This window comes from Streptomyces sp. NBC_01525 (genome assembly GCF_045040405.1).
In the GTDB taxonomy this organism is placed as follows: Bacteria; Actinomycetota; Actinomycetes; order Streptomycetales; family Streptomycetaceae; genus Streptomyces; species Streptomyces benahoarensis.
The window spans coordinates 6,631,684-6,648,973 of the sequence record NZ_CP109397.1; the positions used below are offsets into that span (position 1 = coordinate 6,631,684).

General features: G+C 72.6%; 15 protein-coding genes. 3 read left to right on the top strand and 12 right to left on the bottom strand.

Annotated features, from left to right (window positions below; translation table 11 throughout):
- Positions 1 to 126: 126 nt before the first annotated feature.
- The 11 genes from OG422_RS28565 to OG422_RS28615 form a co-directional block, all read right to left on the bottom strand.
- Positions 127 to 1,155 (bottom strand): SDR family oxidoreductase, encoded by a 1,029-nt coding sequence (locus OG422_RS28565; protein ID WP_405747037.1) that lies wholly within the window; start codon positions 1,153 to 1,155, stop codon positions 127 to 129.
- Positions 1,156 to 1,186: 31 nt separating this feature from the next.
- Positions 1,187 to 2,437: a beta-ketoacyl-[acyl-carrier-protein] synthase family protein gene (locus tag OG422_RS28570; protein WP_405747039.1), complete on the bottom strand. Its 1,251-nt coding sequence runs from the start codon at positions 2,435 to 2,437 to the stop codon at positions 1,187 to 1,189.
- Complete coding sequence (locus OG422_RS28575; RefSeq protein ID WP_405747041.1) at positions 2,434 to 2,712, bottom strand: acyl carrier protein; 279 nt, start codon at positions 2,710 to 2,712, stop codon at positions 2,434 to 2,436. Before OG422_RS28575 ends, OG422_RS28570 begins: the two co-directional genes overlap by 4 nt.
- 20 nt (positions 2,713 to 2,732) lie before the next feature.
- Positions 2,733 to 3,980, bottom strand: coding sequence for an aspartate aminotransferase family protein (locus tag OG422_RS28580; protein WP_405747043.1), 1,248 nt, complete (start codon positions 3,978 to 3,980; stop codon positions 2,733 to 2,735).
- A 41-nt stretch (positions 3,981 to 4,021) separates the two neighbouring features.
- Positions 4,022 to 4,468: a type II toxin-antitoxin system RatA family toxin gene (locus tag OG422_RS28585; RefSeq protein ID WP_405747045.1), complete on the bottom strand. Its 447-nt coding sequence runs from the start codon at positions 4,466 to 4,468 to the stop codon at positions 4,022 to 4,024.
- 43 nt (positions 4,469 to 4,511) lie between these two features.
- Positions 4,512 to 5,651, bottom strand: coding sequence for a GNAT family N-acetyltransferase (locus tag OG422_RS28590; protein WP_143939572.1), 1,140 nt, complete (start codon positions 5,649 to 5,651; stop codon positions 4,512 to 4,514).
- A gap of 4 nt (positions 5,652 to 5,655) precedes the next feature.
- Entirely contained in the window at positions 5,656 to 6,789 is a 1,134-nt protein-coding gene (locus tag OG422_RS28595; protein ID WP_405747047.1) for an acyl-CoA dehydrogenase family protein, read from the bottom strand.
- A complete protein-coding gene (locus OG422_RS28600) occupies positions 6,786 to 8,054 on the bottom strand; it encodes a cytochrome P450 (RefSeq protein ID WP_405747049.1) in 1,269 nt (422 codons plus the stop codon). Before OG422_RS28600 ends, OG422_RS28595 begins: the two co-directional genes overlap by 4 nt.
- 572 nt (positions 8,055 to 8,626) lie before the next feature.
- A complete protein-coding gene (locus OG422_RS28605; RefSeq protein WP_405747050.1) occupies positions 8,627 to 10,348 on the bottom strand; it encodes a flavin reductase in 1,722 nt (573 codons plus the stop codon).
- Positions 10,349 to 10,413: 65 nt separating this feature from the next.
- A complete protein-coding gene (locus OG422_RS28610; RefSeq protein WP_143939568.1) occupies positions 10,414 to 11,634 on the bottom strand; it encodes a styrene monooxygenase/indole monooxygenase family protein in 1,221 nt (406 codons plus the stop codon).
- A 207-nt stretch (positions 11,635 to 11,841) separates the two neighbouring features.
- Positions 11,842 to 12,021, bottom strand: a complete 180-nt coding sequence (locus OG422_RS28615) for a hypothetical protein (protein WP_143939567.1) — start codon at positions 12,019 to 12,021, stop codon at positions 11,842 to 11,844.
- A gap of 131 nt (positions 12,022 to 12,152) precedes the next feature.
- Here OG422_RS28615 and OG422_RS28620 point away from each other — a divergent pair, with 131 nt between their 5' ends.
- Together OG422_RS28620 and OG422_RS28625 are read left to right on the top strand one after the other, a co-directional pair.
- The gene (locus tag OG422_RS28620; RefSeq protein ID WP_143939566.1) at positions 12,153 to 13,133 is read left to right on the top strand and encodes an AraC family transcriptional regulator; all 981 of its coding nucleotides are present in this window, start codon (positions 12,153 to 12,155) and stop codon (positions 13,131 to 13,133) included.
- A 651-nt stretch (positions 13,134 to 13,784) separates the two neighbouring features.
- Entirely contained in the window at positions 13,785 to 15,329 is a 1,545-nt protein-coding gene (locus OG422_RS28625; protein ID WP_405747052.1) for an FMN-binding glutamate synthase family protein, read from the top strand.
- 169 nt (positions 15,330 to 15,498) lie between these two features.
- Here the strand turns inward: OG422_RS28625 and OG422_RS28630 are convergent, their stop codons facing one another.
- Positions 15,499 to 16,323, bottom strand: a complete 825-nt coding sequence (locus OG422_RS28630) for an SDR family NAD(P)-dependent oxidoreductase (protein WP_405747053.1) — start codon at positions 16,321 to 16,323, stop codon at positions 15,499 to 15,501.
- Positions 16,324 to 16,377: 54 nt separating this feature from the next.
- Between OG422_RS28630 and OG422_RS28635 the strand changes: the two genes are divergently transcribed.
- Complete coding sequence (locus OG422_RS28635) at positions 16,378 to 17,229, top strand: helix-turn-helix transcriptional regulator (RefSeq protein WP_405747055.1); 852 nt, start codon at positions 16,378 to 16,380, stop codon at positions 17,227 to 17,229.
- Positions 17,230 to 17,290 lie beyond the last annotated feature (61 nt).

Genomic DNA, 17,290 nt, shown 5'->3' on the forward strand with positions numbered 1-17,290 from the left:
ACGGCCACCGCCGCGGCTCGCCCCCGGCACGGGAGGGCACACCCTCCCTCCCGCCATACTGCGAGCGGACCACCCGAGCGGCAAAAGGGGGGAACCGGCCACAGAGCGCCCGGGCCACGCCCGGCCTTACGCCCCGACGAGCGTCCACGGGCGGGGGTCGGCCAGCGCCTGCCGGGGCCTGCTGCGGGCCCAGTGGTGTACGGACGAGGCCATCACCTCGCCCGGGTCGCGCACGGGCCGGGTGGGCGCGAAGGGCTCGGCCATGCTGGTGTAGCTCTGGAACATGGCGAGCAGGTTGACGGCCTGCTGCTGCACCGGCGAGAGCCATTGCCGCGCCAGTGGCAGGAAGAAGCGGTTCCAGCTGTCGGTGGAGACCGTCGGGGGGACGGCGATGGGACCGGCGCCGTGGGCGGCCCGGAAGGCGTTGAGGGTGTCGCAGCTGATCCGGACGAGGGCGCTCAGGCGCAGGCTGGCCGCACCGGCGGCGAGGGTTTCGGTGTGCGGGGCGGCCGGTACGGGGCCCAGGGCCGCCGCCACGATCGCGTCGGCGACCTCGTCGAGCGGGCTGATCTCGGCGTAGCCGTCCGGGTCGCCGACGACGACGGCGGCGAGGCCGGAGACCAGGGCCGGGAAGAGGGTGTAGGGCCCGGAGAAGCGGGAGATCCGGCCGTCGGCCCGGCTGCCCATGATCAGCGGCGGGCGGATCACGGTGACGGGCCCGGGATGCTCGGTGGTGACGATCTCCTCGCAGACGGCCTTGGACCACTCGTAGCCGTTGCGGTAGCCCTCGAACTCCGGGCCGCGCAGATCCTCGGGGGTGCGTATGCCCCCGACGTAGGCGGTGGAGACATGGACGACATGGGTGTCGGGCCCGGCCAGGCTCAGGACGGCGCGCAGGGGGCGGATGTTGGCGTCGGCGGCCTCGGCACGGGACAGGGTCCAGCGCGTCGAGGCGGCGGTGTGCACGATGACGTCCCAGGGGCCGGAAAGCTCCGTCGGCACCGGTGCGGCGCCGATGTCCCAGCGGACCAGGGGGTTCGGGGCGTGGCGACGTGCGACCCGGACGAGGTCGGTGCCGCGGGGCGCGATGGTGCGCAGGCGGGCGGTGACTTCGGTGCCGACGATGCCGGTCGCCCCGGTGAGCAGGATGCGCATGACAGATCTCCTTGGCGAGGAGGCGGGTGGGTCAGTTCCCGGGGGTCAGCACGAGGCAGGCGTTCTGCCCGCCGAAGCCGAAGGAGTTGGACAACACGGGGGCGAGGGCCACCTGCCGCGGCGCACCGGCGACCACATCGATGCGGTCGGCCTCGGCGCAGGTGGTGAGGTTGGCGACGGGCGGCACGGTGCGGCGCCCGGCGCAGACCAGGGCGACCGCGGCCTCCAACGCCCCGGAACCGCCGATGAGATGGCCGGTGACGCCCTTGATCGAGGTCACCGGCGGTGCCTGACCGGCGAAGCAGCGGTGAAGGGCGGTGGCTTCCGCACGGTCGTTGAGCCGGGTGGCGGTGCCGTGCGCGTTGACCTGCCCGATGGCGGCGGGACGCAGCCCGGCATCGGCGATCGCGCGGGCCATACAGGCGGCGGCAGCGGCGCCCTCCGGATGGGGCGCGGCTATGTGGAACGCGTCGGAGTTGGTCGCGTACCCGGCCACCTCCCCGTGGATCCGTGCGCCGCGGGCGAGTGCGGCGTCGCGCCGCTCCAGGACGAGGAGGGCGGCGCCCTCGCCCATGACGAAGCCGTCGCGGTCCGCATCGAAGGGGCGGCTGGCCCGGCCGGGGTCGTCGTTGCGGAGGGACAGGGCCCGCATCCGGGCGAAGCCGCTGAGCATGATGGTGGTGATCGCCGCGTCGAAGCCGCCGGTCACCGCCGCGTCCAGCTCACCGTGCTGGATCCTGCGCAGCGCCTCCCCGATGGCGTTGGTGCCGCTGGCGCACGCCGTGGTGTGGGTGAGGCACGAGCCCAGGAAGCCGTGGCGCATCGCGATGCGGGCGGCCGCCGAGTTGGCCATGGTCCGGGGAACGGTGTGCACGGGCATGCCCATGGGATCGGCGCCGTGGTCGAGGGCGGTGGCCTCCATGGACGGCAGCCCGCCGATGCCGGTGCCGAGGTGGACGCCGACGCGGTCCGGGGGTATCGGCGGCAGTCCCGCGTCGCGTACGGCGTCGACGGCGGCGCACAGGGCCAGTGCGGTGGGCCGGTCGATCTGCCGGAGTTCGCGGCGGGTGAGGTAGGGCTCCAGGTCGAAGTTCGGCACTCGGCAGGCGAAGCGCACCGGCGCCTGCCGGTCGACCAGTTCGTCGACGAGGGCGGCGGCGGTGGACTCGGCCGACATGACGGCGGCGACCACCTCGTCGAGGGTGTTCCCGGCCGGAGTCTTGACACCGATGCCGGTCACGACGACGCGGGGGCGGTCCGCTGCGGGCGGGGGAGACGTCACCGGGTGGCCTTCCGCTCGGTCAGGAGGGCGATGGCGTGGCCGACGTTCTCGGCGCGCATCAGGTCCTCGGGCGAGATCTGCACCCCGAGGGCGCGTTCGAGCTGGGCGCCGATGGCCATCAGCTCCAGGCTGTCGACGCCGTGGTCGGCTTCCAGGTCGGTGCTGTCGGAGATGTCGTCGGGCGTGGTGCCCAGAACGTCGGCGATGGTCGCGCGGACGATGTCGGCCAGCGCCGGTCCGGTGGCGGGGGCCTGGGGGGCTGCGGGGTCGGTCACGTCGTTCTCCTGGGTCGGGGTCAGTCGGCGGTGAGGGCGCGGCCCGCGCCGTCGAGGGCGGCGTCGAGGATGTCCAGGGCCTCGTCCAGCTCGGCGGCCGTGGTGGTCAGTGGGGGCAGCAGCCGTACGGTCGTGGGGCGGCTCAGACAGGGCGAGACGAGCAGCCCGGCGTCGGCCAGGCCGACGACGACCTCCCCGGCGGCCCCCGGCGCGGTGAAGTCGATGCCCCACAGCAGGCCCCGGCCGTGGAAACCGCTCATGACCTGCCCGTGGCGCGCGTGGAGGGCGCGCAGACCGGCGGTCAGCCGGTCGGTCAGCTGACGGCCGTGGTCGGTCAGCTCCTCCACGGCCGTCAGCGCGGCGGGCAGGGCGGCGCAACTGAGCGGGTGCCCGCCGAAGGTCGCCGAATGCAGGAACGGGTCGGCCGCCAGGGGCGCGTACAGCTCCTCCGAGCACACCATCGCGGACAGCGGCACGATGCCGCCGCCGAGCGGCTTGCCGACGAGCACCGCGTCGACGGGCAGCCCTTCGGCGAGGGCGACCGAACGTTCACCGCAGCGCCGCAGGCCGCACTGGATCTCGTCGGCGATCACGAAGGAACCCTGCGCGTGCGCGTCCCGCGCCCACCGCCGCAGCACCTCGGGGGAGAGCGGTACGGCGCCGTTCTCCCCCTGGACGGGCTCGAAGACCAGTGCGGCGACCGGGCCCCGGGCACATTCCCTGCGGACCGCGTCGGCGTCGTCGGGGTCGAGGTGGACGACGTCCGTGGTGCAGCCGCGCAGTCCCTTACGGAACAGGGGGCTGTGGGTGAGCGCCAGCGCGCCGATCGTCTTGCCGTGGAAGCCGCCGCGCACCGCCAGTACCCGGTCCCGGCCGGAGGCGAGGCGGGCGAGCTTGACCGCGATCTCCACGGCGTCGGACCCGTTGAGCCCGAGGTGGACCTTGGGCAGGGTGCCGCCCAGATAGTCGGCGAGGACGGCGGCCGCCTCGGCGCTGACGGGGTTGGCCAGGCTCCGGGTGGAGGTCGGCATCACCTCCAGCTGCCGCTGCACGGCGGCGGCGACGCCGGGGTGGCGGTGGCCGAGCAGGGTGACCGCGTACGAGCCGAAGTCCAGGGCCGAACGGCCGTCGGAGAGGGTGACCCGCGAGCCCGACGCGGCGGACTCCACGGCGCCCCGTCCGGCGAACTTGCCGGTCAGGGCGAGCTTGGGCGACTGGTGGCGGCGCAACCGCTCGAACACCGCGGCGGCCTGGGACGGGTCGGTCATGTGCGGCCTCCTGGACAGGGATGGGCGAGGGGCGGTGCCGGTCAGACGGAGCCGGTCAGGCGGCGCTCCAGCGCGGTGAGCATCTGCTCGGCGTTCTCGCGCAGCGCGGTGGCGGCGACGGGGTTCAGCATTTCGGAGAGCAGCGGGATACCGATGTCGAACTCGACATGCAGGGACACCAGGCTGCCGCCGTCGTCGGCCGGGTGGATGGCCCAGTGGCCGACGAAGTGTGCGAGGTCGCCGCTGACCTGGTGGAAGTCGAAGCGGCGGGCCTCCTCGTCGATCCGCTCCGCCTCGGTCCATTCGAGGACCGACCCCTTGAGATGGACGGACCAGGCGGTGGTCCGCTCCCGCGGGCCGTTCTGTTCGACGACCGTGAGGGACCGGACGTTCTCCATGCAGGCGGGGTAGCTCTCGACGTCGACGACGGTGGCCCAGCTCCGGTCCGGCGGGGCGGCGATATGAAGCTCTACTTCGACGCGGGGCATGAGGGCCTTTCCGTGAGAGGGAATTGCGGATGCGGCGGCGTGCTCATGACCGGGGCGCGAGCGTCCGGGCGAGCGCCGTTTCGAGCGCGCGCGGAAGCAGCCGGCGCAGTACCGCGCGGGGCAGCGGGCGTACATGGGTGAGGGCGTAGCGCTGCTCGACCAGCGTGCAGCCCAGCTCCCGTTTGGGCTCGTAGGCGGTCTGCGCGAACCGGATGTGGCGGCACCCGCGGCCGATCGCCAGCTCGATGGCCGCGTAGTGGACGTGGTGGTAGAGGTGCGCCTCGTGGGCCAGCCGGTAGTCGAGCCCGATACGTGCCCCGATCGCGCCCTCGCCGCGGAAGAGACAGTGCAGATACGCGACGAGACGGTCCCCCTCGAAGCAGGCCACCAGCCGCTGGTCCGGGCCGCCGGGCCGGTGGAGCGCCCGGAGGAACGACGCGTCGAGGACGTCGAGCGTCTGGTCGGCCCGGTCCATCACCTGCCGGTACAGCCCCAGCATGGCGGGGACCAGATCGGCGAAGTCGGAAAGCACCTCGATCCGCAGGTCGCCCCGGGCGTGGAACTTGCGCAGCTTGCTGCGGACATTGCGGCGCGCCTTGGCGGGCAGTGCGGCGACGTACTCGTCGAACGAGTCGTACCCCAGGGCCAGTTCGGTGTCCGGCATGCTCGGCACCTGGAAGAAGCCCGCCGCCTCCAGTGCCGGTCGCAGGGTCGCCAGCTCGCCGGGGGCGAAGTCCTTGAGGACGACGGTGCCGAGCCGGTGGCGCCGCGCATGGTCGAGCACCGTACGTACCAACAGCGCGGCGACCGGGCCCGGCAGCGGTTCCCGGCTCAGGACGTGCCCCTGGCCCAGGAAGTTGCCGCAGAACAGCATCGGCACGCGCAGCAGGCCAGGGCACAGCCGCCGTACGGGAGCGAGCAGCTGACGCTCCCGCTCCCCGACGACCTGGTCCAGGCGCAGCCCGCGGACGGCGGCCAGCGGCAGGACCGCGACCGTGCGGCCCGCCTCACGGACCACCGCGTAGGCGTAGCCGTCCGGGCCGATGGCACCGCGTTCCATCGCCGCGAACACCTCCCGCCCCCACATGGGGTCGTGCGGCGGGGCAAGCTCGTCCCATGTCCCGGCGGGGATGGCGTCGACGCCGGGCAGGATCTCGACGGTGGGACCTGTCGCTGCGGTCATCCCGTCACCCGACCCGCAGCGCCTGGCCGTCCACGGCCGCGCACAGCGCCTCGGCCGTCCGGCCCCGGGACGGCGGGTGGAAGGCGAGGCCGGTCGCGGCCGAGGCGAGGTAGGTGCCCTCGTCGGAGCCGATGAAGGACATCCCGCCGAGCGCGGCCAGCGCGACCGGCGTGGCGCGGGCGATGGCGTCCTGCGCGGCGTAGCGCGCGGTCAACGCCCTGACCAGCAGCGCCTCGCCCCACCCGGTGGCCTCGCCCATCTCCCGGGCCACGGCCTCCACCGCCAGCATGGCGGCGTCGAGTTCGGTGACGAGCGTGGCCCGGTCGGCGGCGGAGCCCCCGCCGCGTCGCAGCACCCGCTCCGCCAGGGCGCTGGCCGTGCCCAGGTACCCGGCCGTCATCAGCAGCTCGAACCAGAGGAAGCCCGCGATGTGCAGCGCGTCCAGCGCCGATCCGGCGGTGACGTCGGTGGTGACGACCATCTGCGGGTCCAACGCGACGTCGGTGAGGACCACTTCCTCGCTCTCGGCACCGGCCAGCACGGAGTTGCCCCAGAAGGGCCGTACGGACACGCCGTCGGCCGTCGCGGGAACGATGGCCACCGCCAGGCGCTCGGTGCCGTCCTCGTCGGTCATCGTCACGGAGGCGGTGAGGACGTCCATGGAGCGGGCGAGGCTGCACGGTTTCTTGCTGCCGTTGAGCACGATGTGGTCGCCGCGCCGCTCGGCGGTGATGGCCGGGCGCAGGACGGACTGGCCGGTGCGGCCCTCGGCGAAGCCGGACGCCAGCAGCAGCCGGTCGTTGACGACGGCCTCCAGCAGCATCCACGCGAAACCGCCCCCGTGCCGGGTGGCCTCCACCAGGCCGGCCACCGAGAAGTGGTGCATGGTGGAGGCGACGGCCAGCGAAGGGCAGCGGGCGCCCACGGCCCGCTGGAGCCGGACGGCCTCCAGCGGGCTCGTGCCGATGCCGCTGCTCTCCCCGGGCACCAGCAGGGCGGTTCCCCCGGCGTCCCGGAACGCCGCGACGCCGGGGCTGCCGGGCCGCTCCAGCGTGGCCAGCGGGTGCCCGGCGAGCGCGGCGTCGAGGCCGGGCAGCAGTCGTTCGAGCACCTCGCGCTCGGTGTCCAGAAAACTCATGCGGCGGCCTTTCCGGAGTTCGTGACGGTCGGTACGGCGGCGGGGCCGTGGCGGACGGGCAGATCCTCGAAGACGCGCAGGCTGAAGGACTCCCGCCGCACCGGGTCCCCGGCGGGCGCCAGCCGGGGGAAGCGGGCGAACAAGCGGCGCAGGGCGACCGCGCCCTCCATACGGGCCAGGGCGGCGCCCAGGCAGTAGTGCGGCCCGCCGCTGAAGCTGAGCACCCTGGTGCCGGTGCGGGTCACATCGAAGCGGTGCGGGTCCGGGTGCTGTGCGGGGTCGCGGTTGGCGGCGGTCAGCACGGTGGTGACGTTGGCGCCCTCCGGGACCGGCACCCCACCGATGACCCCGGCCCGACCGGCGATGCGCTCGGTCATCTGGACGGGCGTGTCCCAGCGCAGCGACTCCTCGACGGCCTGCGGCACCAGGCGGGGGTCGGCCGAGACCAGGGCCAGCTGGCCGGGGTGGTTCAGCAGGGTGTGCACGGCCGTTCCCAGCAGCCCGGTGGTGGTCTCGAACCCCGCGACGAACACCAGCAGCAGCGTGTCGACGAGTTCGTGCTCCGTCAGCGTCCCCTCGCTCTCCCGGGCCAACGTGGTGGCGAGATCATCCGCGGGCTCACGTCGGCGCCGATCGGCTAACTCCCCGAAATACTCGCGTAGTTGTTCCACCGCACCATCCGCCCGCTCCCAGTCCTCCGGGGTACGTACCGGCTCCAGCAGCCGACTGGCATCGCCGCCGAGCGACCGGAACCGGACCCGGTCGGCCTCCGGCACACCGATCAGCTCACCGACCACGGCCACGGGGAGCGGGTAGCCGACGAGGTCCTGGAAATTGGCCGTGCCGCCGTCCGAGGTGGCGTCGGCGAGGTCGTCGAGCAGACCATCGGTGATCTTCTCGATGGCCGCCTGCAGCGCGGCCACCCGGCGTGGCGTGAAGCCCTTTCCGGCGAGTCGGCGCAGGCGGGTGTGGTCGGCGCCACCGGCCCGCAGCATCGAGGAGTAGAAGAAGTCGGCCGCCGGGTGCTCCCGCCAGTCCGGCAGATTCTCCTCGCACCAGGCCAGGTCGGGGGCGCGGTGGGCGGCGTCGGTGAGGACGGTCTGACAGTCCGCGAAAGTGGTCAGGAAAAACGTGTCCAGATCCGGGTCGTGGTACACGGGCGCGGTCCGCCGCAGAGCTTCCAGCGCAGGGTGCGGGTTCTCCCGCCCTTCCGGTGTGAACAGCGAGAAGAGCAGTGTCTGTGCCTGCGGTGTCGGCGAGTTCACGATGCGTACCTCGATGGTCGATGAGCCTCGGCGGTCGACGGGTCCCGGCACGGTCGGACGGCGCCCACGCCGCCGATCCGCCACCGCGGACGGACACGTCTCTTCCCTTGTCCTCAAGCGACGCTATGTCGCTAAATGACGGAGGTGCAAGAGCGCGAACCGGAACGGCGCGGGACTCCGGGGCGCCCGCTCCGGCGCGCCCGGCGGCGGAGGCCTTACCGGCCCCTTCGTGGCGGGACCGGTAGCCGCTCGGCCCTCATCCGTGCCTGGTCAGCCACCTCATGGCAACGCCGCCACGACCCCACCAACGACTCGCCGGCGTGATGGATACGCCCTGGGATCGGTCGTCTCCATCCGGCCGTCCGGTAGGGGCAACTTCTCGTCATTCGAGGTGAGTTCGTCGCGTCGGCCGAGCGGTCCCTGTCGCTCTCGGGTCCCGGTCGCGGGCCGGCACGTCGCCACTTGGTGTGCGTCACTCGGCGACATGGTGCCGCTTGCCGACGTCGCGGGGGGGGCGTCGGCACTCCGGGTGTGCGCCTTCGTGTGAGAGGAGCCGCGCCCGGCGGCCGGTTTCACAGATCCGGATGCTTCGTCGCCACGTGGTAATACCCCGAGTGGAACACCAGCGGGGTGCCGCCGTCGGACTCGTACTGTTCGACCTCGCCGAGGAAGATGATGTGGTCACCGGCGTCGAGGCGCTGGACGGTCCGGCACTGGAAACGGGCGACCGCGCCGTCCAGGAGGGGAGTTCCGGCGATACCGGGGGTGGTCGGCGTACCGCGGAACTTGTCGTCGGACGGGGTGGCGAACTGGCGGGAGAGATGGTGCTGGTCGGCGGCGAGTACGTGGACGGCGAAGTGTGAGGCGTCGGTGAAGTCCGGCAGGCTCGGGCTGTTCTTGCCGGGGCACCACAGGACGAGGGGCGGGTCCAGGGAGACGGAGGTGAAGGAGTTCGCCGTCATGCCGACATTGCGGCCGTCGGGGGCGCGGGCCGTCACCACGGTCACGCCGGTGGCGTACTGGCCCAGCGCACGGCGCAGTTCGCGGCCGTCGAAGCGGGCGGCGTGCTGGGCGCGCTTCTCGGTGAGGAAACGGTGGGCCTCGGCTTCCTCGAACCACCAGCGGTAGAGGGTGCGCGGATCGTCGAATCCGGCGGCGAGAGCGCCCGCGACCGAAGGGATCTCGGCCGCCGTCGTCAGGATCTCGCGGTGATGGGGACCCAGGTCGGTCAGCAGGGAATTGGTCCAGCCGACGGCCCATTGGGCCCAGCCGCGCCAGAAGTTGTCGAAGGTGCGCTGCATCCACTGCGCGGTGAACTCCGCGGTGCCGTGACGGAGGATGCTGTCGAGGTAGTGGGTCGCGGCCTGCGCCGCGTTGTTCGACCCCTGGCCGGTGATCGGGTCGTTGAGGACGACGGCGTCGGCCATGCCGAGGACGTGGCGGCCGGAGGCCAGGCGGGCGACGGGATGCCGGACGGTCGGGGTGACCCTGCCGCGCAACACGCCGCCGCTGTCGGTGAGGTGGGAGTGCCGGTGGCGCTCGAACTCGTCGGGGAAGAACCGGTGGAGGATTTCCAGCGAGCGGGTGAGGTGGCCTTCGGGTGTGTGGACGTCGTCCCAGCAGTCCATCGGGCCGCCGGGGACGCCCTCGAAGACCATGATCTCGCAGGGTCCCGTCGTGGTGAGGGCGGGGAGGGAGAAGTACTCGCCGACGCCGGGGACCAGCCGGTAGTGGACGGCGGCCTCCCCCTCCCGTGGCGCCGCGCCCGCGACGTACGTCAGCGCCAGCGCACGGCGCGGGAGGTCGTACGGGGAGAGTTCGGAGTTCCGCGGGAAGAGCCGGCTCAGCTCGCCCTTGCCCGTGGAGACCACGACGAGATCGTGCGTACGGGCGTACCACTCGAGGTCGTTGACCCCCGCCTCGTGCAGCACGATCTCGCCGTGGCCGTCCGCGAACTGCTCTATCCAGGCCGCGCACTTGACCCGCTGGTCGACGGAGTGCGCGGGGCCCTCCAGCGGCGCGCGCCAGGAGATGTCCGGAGTGCCGTGCGGACCGATGAGGGAGAAGGCGATACCGGAGATGTCCGGGGCCTGCTCCTCCCAGTGGTGCAGGCCGAGTTCGCGCTCGTTGTGCAGCGCGGTGTCGAACATGCACTGGCTGGACATGACCGGACCGCGGCGTATCTCGTCGGGGCTGCGGTCGGTGACCAGGGTGACGTCGTAGCCGTGCGCCTGAAGCCCCAGGGCGAGTTGGGCGCCCGCCTGACCGGCGCCGATCACCGCGATCCTTCTCATGTCCTGCTGTCCTGCTCTCGTGACGTGTGTATCGCTGAGGTGCCGTCAGATGTACCGACGTGCGCTCAGGCGCTGACCTCGGCCAGGTAGTTCTGCGCGGCGGCCGGGTCCATGAACCAGTGGAAGAAGTCGCGCGGGTCGTCGAAGCCGTTGACGAAGCGCGCGGCGACACGGGGGTTGACGGTCGCCGCGCCGAACAGCTCCAGGACGTGCTGCGGCGGGGCGCCGAGCATCGCGTTGGTCCAGGTGGTGGCGGACTGCGCGGTGTCCCAGAAGCGGCCGAAGGCCAGCTCCATGAACGCCGCGTCGTACGGGCGGTCGCCGTGGTCCAGGATGGCGGCGAGGTAGGAGGCCGCGCACTTCGAGGCGTTGTTGGACCCCTGGCCGGTGACCGGGTCGTTGAGGACGACGACGTCGGCGAGGCCGAGGACCTGCGCGCCGGAGGGCAGCGTGGCGACGGGCTTGCGGACGGTCGGCGCGAAGCGGCCCGCGAGGGTGCCGTTCCAGTCGGTGAGCGCCACATCGGTGCAGCGCTCGGCCTCCCACGGGACGTACGTCCGCAGCAGCTCCAGGAACGTCGCCAGCTGCTGGTCGGGGGCGAGCCCGTCGAAGCAGTCGAGCGGACCGCCCGGGACGCCCTCGAAGAACATGATGTCGCAGGGGCCGCTGGTGGTGAGGCTGGGCATGGTGAAGTACTCGCCCGCACCGGGGATGACGTTGAAGCTGACACCGGTGCGGTGCGGCAGCGGCTCCATGCCGGTGACGTACGCCAGGGCCAGCGCGCGCTGCGGGGCGTTGTACGGGGAACGCTGCGCGTCCCGCTCGAACAACCCGGCGATCTGGCCCTTTCCGGCCGCGACGATCACCAGGTCGGACTCGGCGGCGTAGCGCTCCAGGTCCCCGATCCCGGCCTCGCGGAAGTCGAGGCGGCCGCCGCGGCGCGCGAACTCACCCATCCAGAGCGGCATCTTGACGCGCTGGTCGATGGAGCGGGCGGTGGCCTCCAGGCGGGCGTCGAAGGAGATCGCGCGGCCGCCCTGGCCGTCGGCGATGTTCACACCGAGTCCGGCGATCGCGGGGCAGGCGTCGCCCCAGAAGTCGAGGCCGAGGTTGCGCTCGTGGGCCAGTGCGGTGCCGAACATGGCCTGGCTGGACATGACCCGGCCCTCGCGGATCTGGTCTCCGGTGCGGTTGGAGACGAGGGTGACGTCGTAACCGTGGTCGATCAGGCCGATACCGAGCTGGAGACCGGCCTGACCGGCTCCGACGATGGTGATCTTGCGCATGAAGAAGGGGCCTCCGGGGTGCGGGTGGTGCGGGAAGGAGCGGTGCCGTGCGCCGTTACAGCTTTTTTCGGCGACGCGGCGGCGTCAATGGATGGGCGTGCGGTGGTGCGGAAGGTGGCTGCCCGCCGGCGGGGGGAGTCCGGCGGGCAGCCGAGGGAAGCCGGTTCACCCGGGGGCCAGAGGAGGGGTCCCGGGTCACCCGGCGGGCTACCGGGGTCCGGCCGACCCGGCGAACCGGGGCAGCAGCGGCAAGGGCGCCGCGACGTGCGGGGCTGCGGCCTCGGCGGCTCTCGCCGCGCCGGTCGCGCGCGGCGAGCGGACGACGGACTGTCCGCTGGGCGGGACGCCGCCCTTGGCGAACGCGGTCCGGCCCGGCACTCCCTGCATCGTTGAATTCCCTGGTTTCTTTCTCGGGTCCGCGGCGGTCGGGGATCAACCTTGGTATGGCAAGATCATCTGCGCTATCCGGATCACGCGGGTCGCTGTCCCGATCGCGCAACTCGGCGGGGGAGGTTCCTATGTCCGCTGAAGAGCCCCTGCTCGCAAATCACCAGCTGTTCCATACAGCGGACATTTGGGAGGCGCGGGCCGAGGTCGGCCGGGCCTTCTGCCCCCACGACCTGCGCATCACGCAGCGCTCGGCGACGCTCGACGCCCGGCTGCACGGCACACCCTTCGACCGGACAGGTCTGTATTACCTCGATTACGGAACGGAAGTCCGGATCACGCCGGGCGACCTGGAGAGCTTTTTCCTGGTCCAGATACCGCTCGCCGGATACGCCGAAATCACCTGCGGCCGCGAGGAGATCATTTCCTCCCCCGAACTCGCCTCCGTCCCCTCGCCGACCGGAAAGCTGGACATGCGCTGGGGCGGCGGCAATCCGCAGCTGATCGTGTGGTTCGACCGCTCGTCCCTCGAAGCGCACCTGGGCAGCCTGCTCGGCCGCACCGTGCGCCGCCCGATCCGCTTCTCGCTCGGTATGAACCTCACCACGCCGGGCTCCCGCTCCTGGCTGAACATCGTCGAGCTGATGCGCCGGGAAGCGGAGGGCCCCGGCGGCATGACCAGCCGGCCCCTCGTCACCACACAGCTCGAATCGCTCCTCATGACCCAGCTGTTGATGGCCCAGCCCCACACCTACACCCCGGCGCTCCTCGGCGAGCAGCCACGCGTCGCCCCGCTCGCGGTCCGCCGCGCCATGGAGGTCATCGAGGGGCACGCCGCCGAACCGCTCACCGTCGCGGAGATCGCGGAATGCGTCGGCGTCGGTGTACGGGCCCTCCAGGACGGCTTCCGCCGCCACCTCGACACGACACCCCTCGCCTACCTGCGCGAGGTCCGCCTGGACCGTATCCGCACGGAACTCCTGGCCGCCGACCCGGGCGCCACGACCGTCACCGCCATCGCCTCCCGCTGGGGCTTCCTGCACCCGGGCCGCTTCTCCGTCGCGTACCGCCGGCAGTTCGGGGAATCGCCCTCGGAGACGTTGCGGTCATAAGGGGACATGCCGACGGCCTCGCATGAACGGACTCGGCCCACCGCGGTCCCGACGACGTGGGCCGAGCACTCATAGCCGCTGGTGTCGCAGAACGCCGGTATGCGCTCTTTCCCTTTTCCGAGCATCCGCCGTGATGCTGCGATGAGGGGATGAACAGAGGGCGGAAGCAGCGTACGGGGAGTGGCTCGCCGACTGGTGGGATGCCCTCCGCGCGACGCCTGTGGGTGTACGGGGCGGGTCTGCGGGCTGCCGCGACGCGGTCCTGGGGCCGTGACCGGGAGCTGGGGCGCACCGAGCCGATCCGGGGGGTACGGACATGCACACCTTCGCCCCACCGCCCCGCTTCGTGGGCGACGACGCTTCCGCAGCACTTCGGCGGATCCGGCAAGAACGCGTACCGAAGTGAAGGGCGTGCGAGCGGAGGCGTGAAGGCGGCGTGACCGACACCGGGCGGAAGAGTGCAGACCGGTGCGGAGGGCCGCCCCCCGACGACCCTGACCCCATGCCTCTCCGCGCGGGCCTCTAGTATCACTTCGCGTTCTCCGGCGGGCGCTGACGCCCGCTTGGCCGTGCCCGCCGCCCAACGCCCGACACGACATGACGACGCCCACCGCATGGCGAGGGAGTCGAGCACCGAGGAGAGGAACGATCATGCGCGCCCGGAGCATCGGGGCGGCCGCCGCCACAGCATTGGCTGTGGTGGCCGCCCGCGACCTCATCCAGAAGAAGCACGCACTGCTCAGGAACTTCCCGGTGATCGGGCACGCCCGGTACCTGCTGGAGACGGTCGGGCCGGAGCTGCGGCAGTACATAGTGACCTCCAACGACGAGGAGCGCCCGTTCAGCCGCGACCAGCGCACCTGGATCTATGCGTCGGCGAAGGGGGAGAACAACTACTTCGGCTTCGGAACCGACAACGACGTCGAGCACATGCAGGGGCACGCCTACGTGAAGCAGCGCACGTTCGCGGGTGCGCTGCCCGATGTGCACGATCCGCAGGCCCCGCTGCCCTCGGCCAAGGTGCTGGGCGGGCCGCGCGGGCGCGCCAAGGCGTTCCGTCCGGCGAGCGTGGTGAACATCTCGGCGATGAGCTTCGGTTCGCTCTCCGGCGCGGCGATCACGGCGCTCAACGAAGGCGCGGCGCTGGCCGGCACGATGCAGAACACCGGCGAGGGCGGCCTCTCGCCGTACCACCGCAACGGCGGTGACCTCATCCTCCAGATCGGCACGTCGTACTTCGGCTGCCGCAACGAGGACGGCACCTTCAGCCTCGACAAGCTGAAGGAGGTCGTCGCCGGTGCCCCGGTCAAGGCGCTGGAGATCAAGCTCTCCCAGGGCGCCAAGCCCGGTCTCGGCGGGATGCTGCCGGGCGCGAAGGTGACCCCGGAGATCGCCGGGATCCGCGGCATCCCGGTGGGTGAGGACTGCGCCTCCCCGTCGCGGCACACCGCGTTCCACGACGTCGACTCGATGCTCGACTTCGTCGAACTGCTCGCCACCGAGACCGGCCTGCCCGTCGGGATCAAGAGCGCCGTGGGGGAGATGGAGTTCTGGCAGGAGCTGGCCACGCTGATGGCGCGCGGTGACCGCGGGGTCGACTTCGTGACCATCGACGGCGGCGAGGGCGGCACCGGCGCGGCGCCCCTGATCTTCTCCGACTCGGTGTCGCTGCCGTTCCGGATGGGCTTCTCCCGCGTCTACGGCACCTTCGCCGAGCAGGGGCTGACCGACGACCTCACCTTCATCGGCTCCGGCAAACTCGGCCTGCCCGAGAACGCCGCGGTCGCCTTCGCCCTGGGCGTCGACATGATCAACGTCGCCCGTGAGGCGATGCTGTCCATCGGCTGCATCCAGGCGCAGAAGTGCCACACCGACAAGTGCCCCACCGGCATCGCCACCCAGGACCCGTGGCTGGTCCGCGGCCTCGACCCGACCTCGAAGGCCACCCGCGCCGCCGTCTACCTGCGCACCCTGCGCAAGGAACTGCTGAAGGTCTCGGCCGCCGTCGGCGTCGCCCACCCGGCACTCATCACCGCCACCGACATCGAGATCCTGAACGGCGACTACGACGCCCGCACCCTGGCCGGTGTCTACGGCTACAAGGACGGCTGGGGCGAACTCGGCCCGCAGCTCGCGGAGGAGATCACGGAGTTGCTGACGGCAGGGCCGCACTCTCCCGGGAAGCCGGGGGCCTGACGCGGGGCGGGCACGGGGCTCGCTGCGCTCCACGCCCGGCGGCCGTGCCGTGGCTCGGCTCCGTACGGTACGGAGCCGAGCCCGCCCGCCGAAGGTCCGCGCTCACCCGTGCCGTGCGGTGCGGTCCATGAGCCCTGGGCCTTGGAGGGCAATCCCTCAAGCATCGGCCTCAGGCCCGCATCCCCCCGTCGATCCGGAGCACCGTGCCCGTGACGTACGAGGCGCGGTCGCTCAGCAGCCAGGCCGCGGCCTGGGCGACCTCGTCCGGGTCGGCGGCCCGGCCCAGCGGGGTCAGGGCGTTGAGCCGGGCGATGGTGCCCGGGGACCTCGCGTCCCACTCCCGCAGCATCTCGGTCAGCGTGGTGCCCGGTGCGATGGCGTTGACGCGGATGCCCTCCGGACCGTACGTGGCGGCCGCCGACGCGGTGAGGCTGTTGACCGCCGCCTTCGCCGCGCCGTACACGGGCAGCTCCGGGTTGGCCATCAGGCTGCCGACGCTGGAGGTGTTGACGACGGCGCCGCGCCCGGCGGTGGCGCGGATGGCGGCGATCTCCGCGGCCATGGCCACCCACACGCCCTTGAAGGTGACGGTGCAGACGTGGTCGAACTCCTCCTCCGGCAACTGGTCCATCGGACCGGGCGGCTGGCCCGCCGCGCCGTTGTTGAAGGCCACGTCGAGCCGCCCGTACAGCTCCACGGCCCGGCCGACGGCGGCGCGGACGCTCGCCGGGTCGGCCAGATCGCACCGGACGTGGTCCGCGGTGCCACCCTCCCCGCGGATCTCCTCGGCGACCGCCGCGAGCTGATCGGCGCTGCGGGCCGCGAGGAGGACCCGGGCGCCTTCCCGGGCGAAGAGCCGGGCCGCCGCCGCGCCGATGCCGCGGCCGGCGCCCGTGACGAACGCGACCTTGCCGGCGAGCAGACCGGGAACTGTGGTGGACGTGAGCGATGTGTGGTTCATGCCGACGAGCCTGGGCCCGGCGGCCGGGCCCATCCAGGCACCGGCAGTACCTGGCTGGGCGGTCCGCCGCCCGCGCACACTGGGAGGGTGGACCGAAAAGAAATGGCAGGCTTCCTGCGTAGTCGGCGCGAGCGCCTCCGCCCCGCCACCGTGGGCCTGCCCACCGGACCGCGCCGCCGCACCCCGGGGCTGCGCCGCGAGGAGGTGGCGCAGCTCGCGTTCATCTCGACCGAGTACTACACGCGGCTGGAACAGGCCCGCGCCCCCTCGCCGTCCCGCGAGGTGCTGGCCCAGCTCGCCCGCGCGCTGCGCCTGTCGGACGCCGAACGCGACCACCTCCACCACCTCGCCGGCGCCCCGCCCGGACCGCCGCCCGGGCCCTCGCGGGAGGTGCGGCAGAGCCTCGTCGACCTGCTCGCCCGGCTGCCGGAGACCGCGGCGCTCGTCCTCTCGGCGACCTACGAGGTCCTCGCCTGGAACGGCCTGGCCGCCGCCTTGACGGAGGACTTCTCCGCCCTGCCGCGCCGCGACCGCAACCTCCTCCGGCGCGCCTTCCTCGGCCCGCACCCCCACGGCCGACGGTTGTACGGCCTCGGGGACACCGATACGTTCGCCCGGACCGCGGCCCAGCACCTGCGGACGGCCGCGGCGCGCTACCCCGACGCCCCGGAGGTGACCGGCCTGGTCCGCGAACTCCTCCACGGCAGCGAGGAGTTCGCCCGGATCTGGGCGGCACACGACGTCGCCGCCCGGCCCGCCACCTGCTCCACCTTCGCGCATCCCCTGGTCGGACCCGTCGACGTCACCTGCGACATCCTGGACATCGCCGACCGCGACCAGCGGGTCCTGCTCTACACCGCCGCCCCCGGCTCACCGTCGCAGGAGTCCCTGCGACTGCTGTCGGTCATCGGCACCCAACGGCTGGACGTACCGGGCTGAGCGGTCCGGGTGCGGGGCCGTCCCGGCCGGAACTCCGTCGGCGGACCCGCCCCGCGGGGAT

Coding starts and splice junctions, on each gene's coding strand:
- OG422_RS28595 (WP_405747047.1), bottom strand. CDS start 6,789: ATGAGTTTTCTGGACACCGAGCGCGAGGTGCTCGAACGACTGCTGCCC.
- OG422_RS28590 (WP_143939572.1), bottom strand. CDS start 5,651: ATGACCGCAGCGACAGGTCCCACCGTCGAGATCCTGCCCGGCGTCGAC.
- OG422_RS28620 (WP_143939566.1), top strand. CDS start 12,153: ATGTCCGCTGAAGAGCCCCTGCTCGCAAATCACCAGCTGTTCCATACA.
- OG422_RS28605 (WP_405747050.1), bottom strand. CDS start 10,348: ATGAGAAGGATCGCGGTGATCGGCGCCGGTCAGGCGGGCGCCCAACTC.
- OG422_RS28630 (WP_405747053.1), bottom strand. CDS start 16,323: ATGGGCCCGGCCGCCGGGCCCAGGCTCGTCGGCATGAACCACACATCG.
- OG422_RS28625 (WP_405747052.1), top strand. CDS start 13,785: ATGCGCGCCCGGAGCATCGGGGCGGCCGCCGCCACAGCATTGGCTGTG.
- OG422_RS28565 (WP_405747037.1), bottom strand. CDS start 1,155: ATGCGCATCCTGCTCACCGGGGCGACCGGCATCGTCGGCACCGAAGTC.
- OG422_RS28610 (WP_143939568.1), bottom strand. CDS start 11,634: ATGCGCAAGATCACCATCGTCGGAGCCGGTCAGGCCGGTCTCCAGCTC.
- OG422_RS28615 (WP_143939567.1), bottom strand. CDS start 12,021: ATGCAGGGAGTGCCGGGCCGGACCGCGTTCGCCAAGGGCGGCGTCCCG.
- OG422_RS28585 (WP_405747045.1), bottom strand. CDS start 4,468: ATGCCCCGCGTCGAAGTAGAGCTTCATATCGCCGCCCCGCCGGACCGG.
- OG422_RS28580 (WP_405747043.1), bottom strand. CDS start 3,980: ATGACCGACCCGTCCCAGGCCGCCGCGGTGTTCGAGCGGTTGCGCCGC.